Origin of the sequence: Allobaculum sp. (assembly GCF_047010065.1) — a bacterium.
Taxonomy (GTDB): domain Bacteria; phylum Bacillota_I; class Bacilli_A; order Erysipelotrichales; family Erysipelotrichaceae; genus Allobaculum; species Allobaculum fili.
In genome coordinates, this window is record NZ_JBKXLD010000053.1 from 1 (window position 1) to 15,778 (window position 15,778).

Here is a 15,778-nt window from a genome sequence, read left to right on the forward strand (position 1 = left end):
CCCAGTTTTCAAATCCGATTTTCGCTTTTTTGGACCAGTTTTAAACTACAAAAAAATAAAAAAGGACAAGAAAACGGCGGAAAGGCTCAAGCGGTTCATATTTTTGATTGCGATTGTGAATCTGTTAGAGTGAATGCGAGCGGAGCAGAAGCCAGACCATGCACGGCTGGACGGTTCTGACCGATAATACAAATAAGCGAAAACAGGATCCGAATGTGGAGGTATGCTCCGCACGGAAGGATCTTTGAAACACAGGGGAGAAAACAGATGGAATACAAAACCGATGAAATGCTTCGAAACTGGACAACGCTGCGGATCGGCGGCCCGGCTGCACGTTTTTATGAACCGGAAACCATTGCGCAGATTCAGGAGATTCTCGAAGAAAATAAGAAAGCCCAGGCGCCGCTTCTCGTTCTGGGAAACGGATCCAATGTTCTTTTTGAAGACGAAGGCTATGACGGCTGGATTATTCATCTAGGCGAAGCCTTCTCTGGTATTGAGGAAGAAGAAAACGGCGTCGTCCGGACGCTGGCCGGCACCACCAATGAAGAGCTGGCGGATTATCTCGCCAGGCACGGACTGACCGGTTTTGAATTTGCGAGCGGGATTCCGGGTACAGTCGGCGGAGCAGTCATCATGAATGCCGGTGCCTATAACGGGGAATACAAGGATATCCTCGTCCGCGTTGGCTATCTGGATGAAAACGGCGTCCTGCACGAAAAGAGTGCCCAGGAACTGGATCTTGGCTATCGACATTCCTGGTTTACCGACCATTTTGGCATTGTGGTTTACGCGGATCTGCAGTTTGAAGAAGACCGTCCGGAAAACGTGAAAGCCCGTATGGATGATCTGCACGATCGCCGCCACTCCAAACAGCCGATGGACAAAGCGTCCGCCGGATCCACGTTTAAGCGTCCGGCAAAAGGCTACGCTTCCGCGCTCATTCAGGAATGCGGTCTGCAGGGAAAATGCGTCGGCGATGCGATGGTATCCACGAAGCATGCCGGTTTTCTGATCAACGAAGATCAGGCGACATGCAAGGAATTCCTGGAACTGGTTGCGCTCGTTCAGGACGAAGTGCGCAGACAGAAAGGCATCGATCTCGAACTCGAAGTCCACTACATTTGCAAAAACGGATAGATATCGGAGCAAGATCCTGTATCCCGATTCGTTGTACGACAGGACTTAAAAAAGCAGAGCCGCCCTCTGAAGCAGGAAGAAGCGGGCGGCAAACAGAAAGAAAACACGTCTGCACTGTCAATCGGAGAAAAGATCCGAAAGGTTCAGACGTGTTTTTGTTTTCGTATCATTTTGCGGCCGTTTCGCTGTGACGACGGTTTGCGTCAGAAGGCGCTTTACGTCGGAGCGGCGTTTTTATCGGCTATTTGGCAGCAGGCTTTGAGGATTTATGATCCGGCTTGTTGATCGACAAAAAGTGTTCCACGAGCTTGTTTTGCATTTCGGGATCTTCAACGCGCTGACCGTCGATTTCAAAGGCGGCTTCACCGGTCTTGGCCGAGATCAGAACGGTGATAATCTGATCGTCGTATGTGAAGGTACCGCTGGGGATGAAGACGCTTTTTGCGCCTTTGACGGGATTCTGGATTTTCTTTCTGGCAGCAGGCATGGAATTCTCCTTTTCTTTCGCATTGCTTTGGACTTTCCCTCCAGAAATGGACAGTAGACAACCGCAATCGGTTTGCGACGGTCTTGTGAAGATCGCAAATCTGGCTGTGAAAGCCTTTCTTTTCCAGTCATTTTGCCTTATGTCAAAGGAAAGGGACGACTAGATTGACTGACTCTTCTGTTTTTTTATAATTGTATATGCAAACCATTCTTCAGGGCAGGGTGAAATTCCCTACTGGCGGTATACTCCGCAAACCTTCGGGCCGAGCCGTGTGAAACTCCGGCAGCAACAGTTAAAGTCTGGATGAAAGAAGAACTTTTTTTGTGCGCTTTTCTGTGTGCATAAGACCTGGAAGATGGCGAAAGCAGGTTTCTTTGTAACAGGAGGTGCAATATGAAAAAAATAAGTACAAAGAAAATGACCGTACTGGCTCTGTTCTGCGCATTGGCTGTCGTTCTGACGCTGCTGTTTCGCGTTCCGCTGGTACCGTCCGTCTCGTTTCTGACCTATGATGCCAAGGATGTCATCATCGGCATGGCGGGATTTTTATTTGGTCCGATCAGTGCGATGATCGTTTCCGCAATTTCTTCGGCAATTGAACTGCTTTTTCGCGGCGGCAATATAATCGACTGGCTTATGAACGTCCTCTCAAGCTGTGCCTTTGCATGCACGGCCGCTGTCGTCTACAAGCGGATGCATTCCAAAAACGGAGCGTTTGTCGGCCTTTGCGCCGGTATTGCGGTACAGATCGTGGTCATGCTTCTCTGGAACTACATCATGGATCCGATCTATTTTGGAATGCCAAGAGAGGCAGTGGTGACACTTCTGCCCGCTATCGCGCTGTTCAACTTCCTCAAGGGGCTGATCAATGCGGGCATTCTGCTTCTGGTCTATAAGCCAGTCTCCAACGCTCTTCACAAATCGGGGGCGCTGGGCAAGCGGGAAGAAGAAGAGATCACCGGTCACAAGATGGCTGGCGCAGTCGGCACCTTTGCGATTCTTACTCTGGCCATCATTATCCTGGCTGTGATCAACGTGATCTAAAGAAGGTTCCGCCAAGGAATCGAATTCCTTTCATCACCCACAAACAAAAAGAAAATCCAGCCGCAAGGCAGGAAGGAGAAAATCAATGGAAAAAGAAATGGGCTTTGAAACCGCCGTAGAGAAATACAGCGCCAAACTGGGCGACTGGAAAATCATGGCTCTGGCAAGCTGCGTGGATAACTATCCAATGGTGCGCAATGTATCTTGCCTGTTTTACAACGACAAAATCTACTTCAAGACCGACAAGAATTTCCGCAAGACTCAGCAGCTGTATGCCAACCCGCGCGTAGCTATGTGCTTCAACGGTACGCAGGTAGAAGGCACCGCCAAAATCACGGGTCTGGTCGTGGAAGAAGAAGGCCGTGTATTCGAGAAGAAATATAAAGAATTTCTCTGGCAGTCCTACAATGCCTACTCGCATGAAGACACCGAGATTCTCGTGGAAGTAACACCCCATTTCGTGGAAATCTGGGATGAAGACGAAAACCGCAACGCGTACCAGATCTTCATCAACTTCGATGAGAAAAAAGCGGTCTACAAACCTTACGACTAATTCGTTCATTCCAGACAGCCGCTTTTCACAAAGCCGCTCTATTCGATTTACCGGCAGATCCAGTCAAAGGGTCTGCCTTTTTTCATGCAGAAAAGGCGGATCTCTCCGGCAGCCTGTTTCCTACGGGTCGCCGGCGCCCTCTGAAAAATAGCCGGGAACGCTTCGGAAACGTAAAAAGCCAAGTATAGAAGGGCGCTTAAGCCTCACGAAACAGCTGTTCATTTAACGAATTGCTTAAATGAACAAATTGAAGTTAAAAAGTTGACATTGTTCTTTGCCACAGGTATTATAACCAAGCATTCCAAATGGCGGTTGTGGTGAAGCGGTTAACACAGCGGATTGTGGCTCCGTCATGCGCGCGTTCGAATCGCGTCAGCCGCCCCATATGCAAACATAAAGGTTTAACCTTTCAAATATCCCTGCTCAAAAGCGGATTCGCTCCAGAGCAGGGGATTTTTTTTATCCACTCCTCTTTTTCCAGAGCGCATCCTGGAAGACACAAGCGATTCGGTGCGGGTCGGATTGCCGGAAAGTGTAAGGAAAAAGAAATAATCAATAATAGCGAATATGCATGCTGAATTTCTTGCATAATCGGTATAGATATATAGGTGTAAGTTAAATAACTGTTTCAGATCCGTGCAAACGAACTAACCCGGTGCAGAGGGGTGTCATGCTGCCGGGAGTTCAGGTGAATGCTCGTAAAATCCAATACGGATACGTTTTGGAGGATGCGATCGGACGGCAGCAATGTCATCTGTGAAGAAGAGAAACTCTTCAAGCGCACTGAACATGCTGGATCCAGCCTGAAACAAAGGTACCGATCATCACCGGCTCGCAATAGACGCTCTGTGAAAAGAATCCTGCCTCTGTCTGAACTGGTCTTCAGTTCATGCAGGAAATACCAGTCAAGAGCCGGGGCAGCTCATCCGGGAAACCGGAGATCTGATATGTCGGATTCGAGCAGCAGAATCTGCCGCCCGCTAAGAGTTGGATTTTCTGGTGCCAGGGGCACAGCGAAAAATAGATACTCTGGATGACATGTGAAAGATGAGGGTGTCATTCCCTTGCTGGCATTGGTCCATTGGACAGGGCGATACGTCGAGAGGTCGCTGCTTTCGGCTCAGAATCGTTTTCCGGGTGACTGAATAGGTTTCAGCTGTATTTGCAGCAGCGTCAAGAAAAGCGCAGTTCGTTTGTCTGGACGTGAAATGGGAATCATAAATTCGGGATTGGAATCGAGGAACAGGATCGATTAAAAGTTCAGTCCTGTTCCCCTTCATTTTGAATTGCATAAGAGTGCAAAATCCGCTTGTCGAACCGGCAGGCTTTTTCATTGGGACTGCTCTCGATTCAGCGTTCTTCTGTGAATTTCAAAATCCTTTCTTTGATGACATTTGTCTTACGCTCTGGACAAATGAGGCGTCTGTTTCTGGAAAAAGGAATAGTATGAAGTCATTCAGTCTGATGCCTTCATTGTATTTTTTGAATCCGTCAGAACTTGAATTCGATCAGTAAAGGGGACTGACAATGCAAGAAGAACTGTTAACGGAAGTATCCGTACATCTTCCGTTCGAAAAAATTCAGAACTGCCGCGATCTTGGCGGAATGATTGGAAAGGATGGTCGAGTGATTCGGCCTGGAAAGCTTTTTCGATCCGCTAAGCTTTCTCACGCTTCCAAACTCGATCGCATAACCTTCGAAGAACTGGGACTTGGCTGCATCGTGGATCTGCGATCCAGAGCAGAGCGCAATACGGAACCAGATAAACCGGTTGAAGGCGCACAGCTGGTGGAAGATCCCGTATTTCTCGAAATGGATCTTCGAAAACTCGCTGGCGGCAATGAACATCTGTTAAAGATGGCGCTCTCCAATTCCAGAAATATGATGGAACAGCTTTACGCGTCTTTCGTATGGTCGGAAGATGCGCGAAAAGCATGGAAACTTCTCTTTAAGGTGTTTCTGGAAACGGATGGCGGTGTGGTCTGGCACTGTACGCAGGGCAAGGATCGGACCGGTATTGGCGCGGCGCTGATTGAATATGCGCTGGGCGTAGATATGGATACGATTCTGACTGACTATTTGCAGACCAATCTGTACATGAGCAAAAACGCGGCAAGAGACCGCATGTTAGCGTCGGCGGTCTTTAAGAAAGGCAAGGCTCTCGCTGACGATGAAATCGCCGGCTATCTCTTTGCGCACCGTTCCTACTTTGAAGCTTTTGACCGCTCGATTCAGGAACATTACAGTTCTTGGGACGCGTTCCTGAAAGAGGGGCTTGACCTTACTGAAGAAGACCTGCATAACCTGCAAAAGAAGTATCTGATGGATTAGCGGGTAGACAGCAAATAAACTCTGTGCTTCGAATTCCCGCTGAGGTGAAAGAAGAATACAGCGATCAGTTATCTGAAGCCTGTGAAGGACGAGCAGTGGGTGACTTCTCTGTTTTGTACCGTTAAAACAATAATAGAAAAGGATCAGTTAAAAGAGTATTCGAGGAGGTCCTTTATGCGCGCTTATGATCCTGAATTAGCAAAATTGGAAAAAAGAAGTAATGCCGTGGGTATGTGTGAATCCCGAAACTGGATTTTTAAACTGAGAGACGATGCGCGTGCTGACATTGAAGAAAAAGACAAGCTGTACGATAAACTGTTTCAGACATTAGTAGACGGGTCCCTGAAGGTTGCCGTTAAGAAATAGATTGCAAGAGCCGCTTGAGCGGCTCTTTTCTTTTTGGAGCACGATATCGAGGATGTTCTGCTTTAAATCCGCCACACACTCAAGCCATTGATCGTGTGAAAAGACGTAACGGAAGGCTCCCCATTTGTTTGAGCGGATAACTTGTTTGATTCGATCACTGGATAAATCAATACGTGGCTGTTTTCAGAATCGCCTTATGAACAAAAGAAGCCAGGCGTTTGTCGACTCGAGATCGGTCCAATCCGTCACGGTTATTCAATGGAAGCAAAATCATGAATGGGAACTGCAGTACCAGCAGCCGCCTGCACCAAAACAAAACCCCTTTGTCCATTCTGGATAAAGGGGTAAGTATTCGATGGCAGCGCGTACGGGATTTGAACCCGTGAATGCAGCCTTGAGAGGGCTGTGGCTTCAACCGCTTGCCGAACGCGCCATTTGCTTAATTAATCTATCACAGACAGTCGAAAATAGCTAGAAAAAAAGAACAGGGGCTGTGTGCAGGAAGATGTACGGCCCTTTAAAAATGTAAGCGTTATGGGGATATGCCATATTCATTTTTGCCATTTTCCGGGTCAGGTTTGCTGGAAATTTTTGCAAACTTGAAAGAGGAATTCACGAAAAAACAGGGAAGGAAAAAATACGGTGAAAATGTGGGAAAAAAACGAAGAAAAATGGATAAACATCGACATTCATCTTTTGAACAACCCCAATTCTGCTATCATTGAAAGCGGTTACGTTCATAAGAAAGGAAATTTGACGTATGCAAAACACAAGTATGGAAATGATCCTGGTCATTGTCATGATCATTTCTGCATTTGCGCTTCTGTACGCTGCCACACTCTATGGTTCCGTGAAAAAAGAAAGCTCCGGCAACCAGAGAATGCAGGATCTGTCTTCCTATATTCAGGAAGGCGCGATGGCGTTTCTGAAACGCGAATACAAAATCATCATTATTTTCGTAGTCGTTGTGGCTATTGTACTGACAGCCCTGGGCTTCATCCCCTCGCTGCAGGGTGTTGACGGTGTTGGCTGGAGCGGTGCGATCTGCTTCGTGATCGGCGCACTGTTCTCTGGTCTGGCTGGTTTCATCGGTATGAAAGCCGCAACCAAAGCCAATGCGAAAACCGCAGAAGCGGCTCGTTCCGGCGGAATGCCAAAGGCTCTGCATGTTGCCTTCAACGGCGGTTCCGTTCTGGGTATCTGTGTAGTCGGCTTCGGTCTGCTTGGCCTTACGGCTCTCTTCCTTCTGTTCACGTTCGTATTTGGCGAACCGGAACAGGCAGTTCCTGTAGTATCTGGCTATTCTCTTGGCTGCTCCATGATCGCGCTGTTCGCTCGTGTGGGCGGCGGTATCTATACAAAAGCGGCGGACGTTGGTGCTGACCTGGTTGGTAAAGTCGAAGCCGGTATTCCGGAAGATGACCCGCGCAACCCGGCGGTTATCGCGGACAACGTAGGCGATAACGTAGGCGACATTGCTGGTATGGGTTCTGACCTGAACGAATCCTATGTAGGTTCTCTGATCTCCTGTATCGCTCTGGGTCTTACCGTAACAATCGGCGGCGTTTCCTATGCTGCACAGGCTACGATCTTCCCGTTCGTTATTGCGGCTGCCGGTATTGTCGCAGCCATCCTTGCTCAGGCATTCGTTCGTATGAAAACCTGGGAAAATCCTCAGAAAGCTCTGAACATCGCAACATACGTTGCAACTATTATTGAAATCATCACGTCTCTTATTGCTTCTCTCTGGCTGTTCGGATCTGTATCGCAGTTCTTCTCGGTTTCCGTTGGTCTTGTTGTCGGCATGCTGCTGGGAAAAATCGCGGAATACTACACTTCGGATGAATACCCGAAAGTTAAGGAAATCGCTTCGGAATCCGAAACTGGACATGCGACAAACATTATTTCCGGTTTCTCCGTTGGTATGGAATCCACCATGCTGACTGTCGTAGTTCTGGTTCTGGGTATTGTTGTGGCGTATCTGTTTTCCGGAATGTATGGAATCGGTCTTGGCGCTGTCGGCATGCTCTCTACCTGCGGTATTACCGTTTCCGTTGATGCATATGGCCCAATTTCCGATAACGCCGGCGGTATTGCCGAAATGGCTGAACTCGATCCGAAAGTCCGCAAGATTACGGACCGTCTCGACTCTGTTGGAAACACTACTGCTGCAATCGGTAAAGGTTTCTGCATCGGTTCTGCTGCATTCACCGCGCTGGCTATGATCGTTGCCTTTGCACAGGCTGCTGGCCTTCAGTCAATTTCTCTGCTCCAGCCTGGTGTTCTTGTTGCTCTTCTGTTTGGTGCGATGCTGCCGTTCTACTTCACCGCGCTGACCATTCGTTCCGTTGGACGCGCTGCCAACAAGATGATCGAAAACGTACGTGCTCAGTTCAAAAATGATCCAGGCATTCTGGCTGGAACAAGCAAGCCAAACTACACTGAGTGCGTAGATATCTCTACCAAAGCTGCGCTGCATGAAATGGTTCTGCCTGGTCTGATCGCTCTGGTCAGCCCGGTGGTAATCGGTCTTCTTCTCGGATGCGAAGGTCTTGGCGGCATGCTGCTGGGCGCTCTGGTTTCTGCGATTATGCTGGCTGTCTTCATGGCAAACGCAGGCGGTGCCTGGGATAACGCCAAGAAGTTCATTGAATCCGGCGAACACGGCGGCAAAGGTTCCGAGGCGCATAAAGCTGCGGTTACCGGCGATACCGTCGGCGACCCGTTCAAGGATACGGCTGGTCCTGCCATGGATATCCTGATTAAGCTGATGTCCGTTATTTCTCTGATTCTGGCTCCTGTACTGGTACAGATACAGCCATGGCTCAGCTTCCTGTTCAACTAATCTTTTCTCTAAAACGCAAAAGCCGTTTTCCAAGCGAGGGCGGCTTTTTTGCATGTACCCATTTTCGTAAAGCCGGGCACTTTGAGCAAAGGTGTCTGCAGAAAAAAGGAAGCGACCGAGAACCCGGGCGCCAAAGCGGCTGAGAGTGCAACGTTATTCGGATTAGATTTGATCAAAAACGCGGAAAAGAAAAATCAAACAAGTAAATTTCATTTTCAACAGTCCGCTTTATGGAAACGTGCTTCTTGCTAAGATGAGATTCAGAAGACGCAAGACTGTACGGTCTGGCGGATTCGGGTAACCATACAGGTCATTTTGCCGAAAGGAAAATCTTGCAGCGTACAAGCTGAACGGCTTTGTCCGCTCAGAGTAAAGGAAATCCAGTCGGCAAAACCTCTTTTCTGTTTCCAGACGATTTCTTCAGGGCGAATAGAATCGATCGAAAAGGGAGCTTGAAATGGGAAATGACTTGTTCGAAGCGGAACAAAACGTGTTTTGCCTGAATAAGAAAAGAAAGGGGAAAGAAGGAATGAAATTGCATAAACCAGCCGACTTGACCGGCCGGATGCTCTCCGTGCTTCTGGCCGGTGCCGTGAGCTTTTGCGGACTGGCTGTTCCCGCAGCGGCGGCAGATTCGGAAAATGACCGTTCATATATCGTCAGCGCGCAGCCGATCGAAGACGTTTACGATCTTCCAGAACAGTATCCGGCAGATTCCGGGACAGTCCGCGTTCAGAATATGAAAACCGCACGCGTTCTGATTGAATTCACGGATCCGTGCGTAATGGAAATCATGGAGGGGAAAGACTGGGATCCGGCGGATCCCGATATTATCGCGCTTCGTGAAGACATCCGCAGACGTCAGGATGAGCATGTTCGTCAGATTGAACGTCAGATCCAGAACGACAAGCCGCTCGACATTCTCACCCGTCTGGATCTGAGCGCAAGTGCCGTCAGCGTCGAAGTTCAGACCAGTCAGATTGAGAACATTCAGTCTCTGGACTTTGTCCGGCAGGTGACGGTTGAGCAGAAAATTTATCCAGCGGAAGATACCCAGCCGGCCGATCTTGGATCGGCTCAGACTGGCGGAACGAACGGTGAAGTAACGGGAATCAACGACGAGGCTCTGAACGAGGAAAGCGGTCAGGGTACGCGTATCGCGGTGCTGGACACCGGTCTGAACGCCAGTCATGAAGTGTTCAATAACGACTGCTTCAATGAATCGCTCTCCCGTAAAGCGCAGCAAAACCATATGAACGCGGCAGACTATAAGGCAAGTCTGGATCTTATGGAGTCCAGCGACATTGAAGCGGTAATGAGTTCGCTTCATCTGCAGGACGGCGACAAAAGCAGTGCAAATCTGAACCGCCTGTATATTTCGGACAAGATTCCGTTCCAGTACAACTATGCGGACGGAACGATCGACGCCAGCCACGCTCTTGGCAATATCGATCATGGCTCGCATGTCACGGGAATCATTGCCGCCAATTCCCTGATCAAAAAAGGGAACAGTTTTATCGAATCTCAGTATATGAAGGGATATGCGAGCGATGCACAGATTCTCGTGATGAAAGTGTTCGGTCAAAATGCCAACGGCAGTGAATCCACACTGTTTGCGGCAATCGAAGATGCGATCACGCTGGACTGTGACGTGATCAATATGTCCCTTTCCAGCAATTCCGCCGGATTTGGCACCAGCAGCGATCCGCGCTACCAGAATATTCTCGATCATCTGAAGGAGAAAGATGTCGTCATCTGTGCCGCGTCCAGCAACAGCGGCAACTGGGCCGACAGCACGAACCTGAACGGAAAGCTTAAACCCGGTGATATTTCCTTTTCGACCGACGGTTCGCCTGGAACGTATACAAATACTCTTGCTGTGGCGGCTTCTGACCCGGATTCCTTCCAGACAGACCAGTCCGGTAAGACGTCCTTGCGCATGAACGCAGCCTCGTTCAGTTCCTGGGGCATTCCGGAAACGCTGGAACTCAAGCCAGAAGTCAGTGCTCCGGGTGTCATGATTCTTTCCAGCAACGGTGAATCTTCGAATGCCGGATACGATTACCGGGCCGGTACTTCGATGGCGACGCCTGCTGTAGCGGGCATGGCTGGAATTCTGTCGCACTGGATTAACGAGCAGGATCTCACCACAAAACTTGGCCGAAGCAAACGTTTTCTTCAAAATTCGCTTCTGATGTCGACCGCGATTCCAATGAAGGATGAGGACGGCAATTATCTGCCGGTTCTGCAGCAGGGGGCTGGAGAAGTCCGCATTGATCAGGCGGTTCATGGAAAGCTTCTGATTTCCATGGATCCGTCGGCAACCGATTCTGCAGAAGACGGCAAAGTCAAAATTGAACTCAAGGACGATAAGGATCGTACCGGCAGCTATCTGTCCCGTATTTATCTGGAAGGAATCGAAAAAACAAGCGACATTCACTTCAAGGTAGAAAAGCATCTCTTTACCCAGAAGGTCGACGAGCACGGAAACCTGCTCAAGACCACCCGCCCGATGGATCTGGAAGCGGACACCCAGGCCAATCAGGTTTACACACTCAAAAACGGCGCGAAGAGCGGCTTCAATCTGACGTATGCGCTCTCTGCTGCAGAAAAGGAAAGACTGAATCGCGAAACGCCCAAAGGTGCCTACATCGAAGGCTATGTGACGATTCGCCCCTGCAGCAGTGCCGGCACGTATCTCGAAAACGAGACCGTTTATTCCATTCCGATCCTGGGCTTTTTCGGCGACTGGGAAGAACCGGGTATTTTCGAAAATGTTTCCCTGTATTTTTCAGCCAAAGATCCAGATGAAACTGCCTATGTGGTGAAACGGGATCCGGATGGCCGCATCCATACGAACATGCTGAAAATTTCCTCCACCAGCACGAAGAAATCCCGCTATCTCGCGGGCAATCCGTATGTAGTGGAAGAAGGCACGGAAGATAAATCCCGCTCGGCGATGAACTCGGATCAGACTTTTGTGGACGTAACGTTCTCCTCCGTTCGAAACATCAGCGGTCTGCGCCATATGATCTTTACTGCAGACGGCCAGCTGATGCTGAACAATCAGGATGGAACGTATTCGGTTAATCTTTCCAAACCCTATACCACACTGAACGGCACCCAGACGAACTGGAACGATCAGACCCATACGCAGCGGCTCGTCAATACGACGATGACAAACGGTCTGGCCGAAAACACGCCTTACGTATTTACCACCGCGGCCATTACGGAATATACCGAAGGCGGCAACGTGCTGAAACTTCAGGAAAAAGCGCTGAATGGCACATTAAAGCCTGGCATGAAGCTTGAATTCCCATTCACGCTCGATAACGAAGCCCCCCAGCTGCAGAGCGCACAGGCTTCGTCTGATGAAATCCAACTGAGGGTTCGCGACAACCGCTATGCAGCAGCGGCGCGCTCGTCGATCAAAATGGAAAAACGACCGCCATTGCCGCGCCGGATACGGCGGCAGAGCCTGGCCAGACACAGACCATTACGCTTCCGGCAGACCATCTTTCAGAAGGTTCGTATACCGTCGTAATTGGCGACTATGCCCGAAACGAAACGGCTTATCGTCTGACGGTATCCAGAGCGGCAAATATTTCCTATAATCTGATACACGTGCATATTGCCTCGAAAAATCAGCAGGAAGACGGTTCCTGTCGCATCGTACTGGAAGCCGATACTTCGTATACGCTGCCGACAGGCGTGAGACTAAAAAAGAACAATGTTTCGGTTCCTTCCGATCAATATGCGTATGATCCTTCGACCGGTGAAATTGTGCTCCTTCCGTCTTTGCTTACCGAGGGCGAACTGACTTTGGAAGCCGAGGGTGTTCTGGATGTAATGGATCTGCAGCTGGAAGGCGATGCCGTCAGCTGGCCGCAGGAACAAACGGCGATACGAAATGCGGACTTTGCGATGCAGGTGCAGGCAAAGAACGGCTATAAACTGCCCAGCCAGATTTCCGTCTATATGGACAGCCGGCTTCTGGATTCGACAGCCTATGCCTATGCGAGCCAGACGGGTAAACTGACCATCCCGGCAGACCAGATGAGCGGTCACGCTTTGCGAATTGTGATCCATGCTGTAAAAGACGGGGTTGGCGAAATTTCTCTGAGCCCGGATAGCCTGAAGCACTGCAGTCTGCGTATTCACGGAGAACATGAGACGGGGCGCGACTGTGTAATGAATCTGGAGGCAGAAGATGGCTGGGCGCTGCCCAAAACCATAACGGTCACAATCGAAGGCGCCTTGGCTCCTCTGAATGCAGGCGTAGATTACGTCTATGCACGGGAAGGAAAAACGATCATACTGCTCGGCCGGTATGTCAGCGAACGGAATGTACAGATTGAAGTTCAGCCGATCTATGTCGAACTGCTGAAAGAAGCTGTAAACAAAACGGAACAGCTGAATCCGGCAGACTTTTCTTCTTCTCTCGATTCGCTTCAGAAACTGGCTGAGCAGGCCAGATCCCTGGTTTTAAAACCCGAAAGCCAGACGGATACGAATGAAAAAGCCCGTCAGCTTCATCAGCGTCTTCTGAACCTGAGAAAAACGCCAGACGCATCCCAGCTTGATGCGTTAAAACGGCAGGCAGCCTGAATAATGGCGGATTGAAAAAGGCAATAAAACCAAAGGACAGACAAAGCGCCCCGGCAACGCTGAATCTGTCCTTTTCTGCGCTCTTCTGGAGAAACGACAGTACATCTCGGTTTCCAACAGAAAACCTTCAAATTCTGGATGGCCCAGGCTGGATCAGGAGCTTGAACTGCAGGAAAACTATGGAGAGGCGTATAATGGCTGCGAATCAGGATAATGAATAAAAACAATTATTTATTCATCATATGTATAAGACGCAAAGCGAAAACATATACAGAAAAAAACATATATGGAAAGGATCGAAACCCGATGATTTGTGAAAATGAAACGTTTGATCAGGAGAGAGCCTTTTACGGTGCTCATGATCTGACTCTGAAAAACTGCCGCTTTGATGGACCGGCCGACGGAGAAAGCGCACTGAAAGAATGCCAGCGCATTCAGGTGGAAGACTGCTACTGCAATCTTCGCTATCCGTTCTGGCACGACACAGATCTGTCCATCCGAAATGCAGAACTGACGGAAAACTGCCGGGCTGCCCTCTGGTATGCGGATCATGTGCAGATTGACCACAGCAAGCTCAACGGAATTAAAGCCGTATGTGAATGTGCGGATGTCCGCATTTCCGACTGCACGGTGAACTCGCCGGAATTTGGCTGGTCGGTTCGCTCGATGATCATGTTCGATACGGAAGTCACAGCGGAATACTTCATGATGCGTTCAAGCCATCTTCTTTTTGATCACGTAACGCTTCATGGAAAGTATTCGTTCCAGTATGTGGAAAACGCGACCCTCGACGACTGCAATCTCGATACGAAAGACGCGTTCTGGCATTCGAAAAATGTCACGGTTCGCAACAGCGTGATCAAAGGCGAATATCTGGCCTGGTACAGTGAAAACCTGACGCTGATCAACTGCACAATCATCGGTACCCAGCCGCTCTGCTACTGCAAGAACCTTCAGCTGATCAACTGCCGCATGGTGGATACCGATCTCGCCTTTGAGCGTTCGGACGTTCGGGCGACGCTGACCGAACCGATTGACAGCATCAAAAACCCGCTTTCCGGAACGATCGAAGTTCCGGCTGCCGGCGAACTGATCTACGATATCGATGAAGCTAAGGGAAGAGTCGTTTTCACCGAATCACAGGAATAATTCACAGACGACCTTCACTGAATACATACGGAGAAACCAAAATTTCATCCCTATCCCGCTGTCAGAATTCATAAAAAACCGCGCTCTGTCGATGGACAGCATGTCATCGAACAGAGCGCGGTTTGTATTCTGCGGTGAATTCATAAAACGATTTTTTCACATCGGCTTTCCGCCGGGCGGATAAACGAAGAACGAAACCGGCTTAGCACGTTTCGTGATCCAGATTCCAGGTGATTCCTTCTTCTGGAGACATGGAAGCAATGGAAGCCAGCGTACATAACGGAATACTGGCTTCTTCCACGATGCGGCGGCCAGGCTGCCAGGATTTTTCAATGCAGATGCCAGCACCGGCTAAAACAGCCTGCTGCTGTTCGAGCAGCGTGCGGATACCTTCAAAGGCCTGTCCATTGGCCAGAAAATCATCAATGAAAAGTACACGATCTCCTGGCGCAATGAGGGAACGTCCCATGCAGAGGGTATAATCCATGTTTTTCGTAAAGGAGTGGACGGTCACAAAGACGGGATCTGTCATGGTGGAGGGGACAGCTTTTTTGGCGAAGATCAGCGGAACACCCATATGAACCGCGGTCATCAGCGCAGGCGCAATTCCGCCGCTTTCGATCGTAATGACTTTTGTAATGCCATGACCGGCAAAACAGTCTGCAAAACGTTTTCCAATCGCATCCATCAGTTCGGTGTCGATGCAGTGATTCAGAAACTGATCGACTTTCAAAATCGAGGGGGAAAGAATTTTTCCTTTTTCGAGAATTGTCTCTTTGAGCTGATCCATATAACGTTTCCTTACTGAGCAGAGTCAACTGCTTCTGTCTGAATGAACGGATCCAGCTGCGAATACAGGCTCGCATGAGCGAAGAAAAGCAGATCTTCGCAGCAGCCGTCTGCAATCCTGGATTCAATCCGTCATATTCTGTCTTTTGTCTGTTGGTTATATGGTATAGCGTTTTGGCTTCAAAACATGTTTTGACCGCTTAAAAAGCCAGAAGCAAAAAATCAGCAGACTGGAATTTACTATTTCAATTTTCTTTTCTGACGCCTTCAGAACTTTTTGGTTGACGGACTGCGCTCTAAAGAGGTATAAAGTACAAGCTGTTTGCAAGCGGGATTCCCGTTAAAAAAACGGCAATGTGAAATTCTTAGAAAAATTCACAAATAAAGCTTGCGTGAAAATGCAGGACGTGATATTCTAAGTGAGCGTTAAGGAAATGACTTCCAAAACGCATCAAATCACCTTTAG

Annotated in this window: 12 protein-coding genes, 2 tRNA genes and 1 riboswitch; of the genes, 11 read left to right on the forward strand and 3 right to left on the reverse strand. The window is 49.1% G+C overall.

The genetic code is table 11. The features are described 5' to 3' along the window. The coding region (locus ACLUYS_RS05995) for a hypothetical protein (RefSeq protein ID WP_412659377.1) at window positions 1-180 on the forward strand (180 nt) is incomplete at its 5' end. An 87-nt stretch (window positions 181-267) separates the two neighbouring features. Further along, on the forward strand, window positions 268-1,140 hold the full coding sequence (gene murB / locus ACLUYS_RS06000; protein ID WP_230268191.1) for a UDP-N-acetylmuramate dehydrogenase: 873 nt from the start codon (window positions 268-270) through the stop codon (window positions 1,138-1,140). Window positions 1,141-1,381: 241 nt separating this feature from the next. Here the strand turns inward: murB and ACLUYS_RS06005 are convergent, their stop codons facing one another. Continuing rightward, window positions 1,382-1,627, reverse strand: a complete 246-nt coding sequence (locus ACLUYS_RS06005; RefSeq protein WP_230268190.1) for a hypothetical protein — start codon at window positions 1,625-1,627, stop codon at window positions 1,382-1,384. 203 nt (window positions 1,628-1,830) lie between these two features. After that, a riboswitch (FMN riboswitch) is annotated at window positions 1,831-1,946 on the forward strand. A 74-nt stretch (window positions 1,947-2,020) separates the two neighbouring features. On the opposite strand from ACLUYS_RS06005, the gene ACLUYS_RS06010 reads away from it, so the two are divergent. The 5 genes from ACLUYS_RS06010 to ACLUYS_RS06030 all read left to right on the forward strand — a co-directional run bounded on the left by ACLUYS_RS06010 (window position 2,021) and on the right by ACLUYS_RS06030 (window position 5,921). Then, window positions 2,021-2,671: an ECF transporter S component gene (locus ACLUYS_RS06010; protein WP_288876714.1), complete on the forward strand. Its 651-nt coding sequence runs from the start codon at window positions 2,021-2,023 to the stop codon at window positions 2,669-2,671. Window positions 2,672-2,756: 85 nt separating this feature from the next. Then, complete coding sequence (locus tag ACLUYS_RS06015; RefSeq protein WP_230268188.1) at window positions 2,757-3,224, forward strand: pyridoxamine 5'-phosphate oxidase family protein; 468 nt, start codon at window positions 2,757-2,759, stop codon at window positions 3,222-3,224. A gap of 308 nt (window positions 3,225-3,532) precedes the next feature. Continuing rightward, window positions 3,533-3,608: transfer RNA gene (locus ACLUYS_RS06020), tRNA-His, on the forward strand. A 1,143-nt stretch (window positions 3,609-4,751) separates the two neighbouring features. Then, window positions 4,752-5,555 (forward strand): tyrosine-protein phosphatase, encoded by an 804-nt coding sequence (locus ACLUYS_RS06025; protein ID WP_230268187.1) that lies wholly within the window; start codon window positions 4,752-4,754, stop codon window positions 5,553-5,555. Window positions 5,556-5,729: 174 nt separating this feature from the next. Then, a complete protein-coding gene (locus ACLUYS_RS06030; protein WP_412659378.1) occupies window positions 5,730-5,921 on the forward strand; it encodes a hypothetical protein in 192 nt (63 codons plus the stop codon). A 356-nt stretch (window positions 5,922-6,277) separates the two neighbouring features. On the opposite strand, the gene ACLUYS_RS06035 is transcribed toward ACLUYS_RS06030, so the two are convergent. Beyond that, a tRNA-Glu gene (locus ACLUYS_RS06035) sits at window positions 6,278-6,354 on the reverse strand. A gap of 327 nt (window positions 6,355-6,681) precedes the next feature. Here ACLUYS_RS06035 and ACLUYS_RS06040 point away from each other — a divergent pair. The 4 genes from ACLUYS_RS06040 to ACLUYS_RS06055 all read left to right on the forward strand — a co-directional run bounded on the left by ACLUYS_RS06040 (window position 6,682) and on the right by ACLUYS_RS06055 (window position 14,523). After that, window positions 6,682-8,766, forward strand: a complete 2,085-nt coding sequence (locus ACLUYS_RS06040; RefSeq protein ID WP_230268185.1) for a sodium-translocating pyrophosphatase — start codon at window positions 6,682-6,684, stop codon at window positions 8,764-8,766. Window positions 8,767-9,295: 529 nt separating this feature from the next. Beyond that, the gene (locus ACLUYS_RS06045; RefSeq protein WP_412659379.1) at window positions 9,296-12,310 is read left to right on the forward strand and encodes a S8 family serine peptidase; all 3,015 of its coding nucleotides are present in this window, start codon (window positions 9,296-9,298) and stop codon (window positions 12,308-12,310) included. 80 nt (window positions 12,311-12,390) lie between these two features. Next, a complete protein-coding gene (locus ACLUYS_RS06050) occupies window positions 12,391-13,374 on the forward strand; it encodes a hypothetical protein (RefSeq protein ID WP_412659380.1) in 984 nt (327 codons plus the stop codon). A gap of 306 nt (window positions 13,375-13,680) precedes the next feature. Beyond that, a complete protein-coding gene (locus ACLUYS_RS06055) occupies window positions 13,681-14,523 on the forward strand; it encodes a DUF3737 family protein (protein ID WP_412659381.1) in 843 nt (280 codons plus the stop codon). 202 nt (window positions 14,524-14,725) lie between these two features. Here the strand turns inward: ACLUYS_RS06055 and ACLUYS_RS06060 are convergent, their stop codons facing one another. After that, on the reverse strand, window positions 14,726-15,313 hold the full coding sequence (locus ACLUYS_RS06060; protein WP_412659382.1) for a xanthine phosphoribosyltransferase: 588 nt from the start codon (window positions 15,311-15,313) through the stop codon (window positions 14,726-14,728). Window positions 15,314-15,778: the final 465 nt, after the last annotated feature.

What these genes read in the sequence shown, in the direction of transcription:
- ACLUYS_RS06055 (WP_412659381.1), top strand. Translation starts at nt 13,681, where the DNA reads ATGATTTGTGAAAATGAAACGTTTGATCAGGAGAGAGCCTTTTACGGT.
- ACLUYS_RS06015 (WP_230268188.1), top strand. Translation starts at nt 2,757, where the DNA reads ATGGAAAAAGAAATGGGCTTTGAAACCGCCGTAGAGAAATACAGCGCC.
- ACLUYS_RS06040 (WP_230268185.1), top strand. Translation starts at nt 6,682, where the DNA reads ATGCAAAACACAAGTATGGAAATGATCCTGGTCATTGTCATGATCATT.
- ACLUYS_RS06060 (WP_412659382.1), bottom strand. Translation starts at nt 15,313, where the DNA reads ATGGATCAGCTCAAAGAGACAATTCTCGAAAAAGGAAAAATTCTTTCC.
- murB (WP_230268191.1), top strand. Translation starts at nt 268, where the DNA reads ATGGAATACAAAACCGATGAAATGCTTCGAAACTGGACAACGCTGCGG.
- ACLUYS_RS06005 (WP_230268190.1), bottom strand. Translation starts at nt 1,627, where the DNA reads ATGCCTGCTGCCAGAAAGAAAATCCAGAATCCCGTCAAAGGCGCAAAA.
- ACLUYS_RS06010 (WP_288876714.1), top strand. Translation starts at nt 2,021, where the DNA reads ATGAAAAAAATAAGTACAAAGAAAATGACCGTACTGGCTCTGTTCTGC.
- ACLUYS_RS06045 (WP_412659379.1), top strand. Translation starts at nt 9,296, where the DNA reads ATGAAATTGCATAAACCAGCCGACTTGACCGGCCGGATGCTCTCCGTG.
- ACLUYS_RS06025 (WP_230268187.1), top strand. Translation starts at nt 4,752, where the DNA reads ATGCAAGAAGAACTGTTAACGGAAGTATCCGTACATCTTCCGTTCGAA.
- ACLUYS_RS06030 (WP_412659378.1), top strand. Translation starts at nt 5,730, where the DNA reads ATGCGCGCTTATGATCCTGAATTAGCAAAATTGGAAAAAAGAAGTAAT.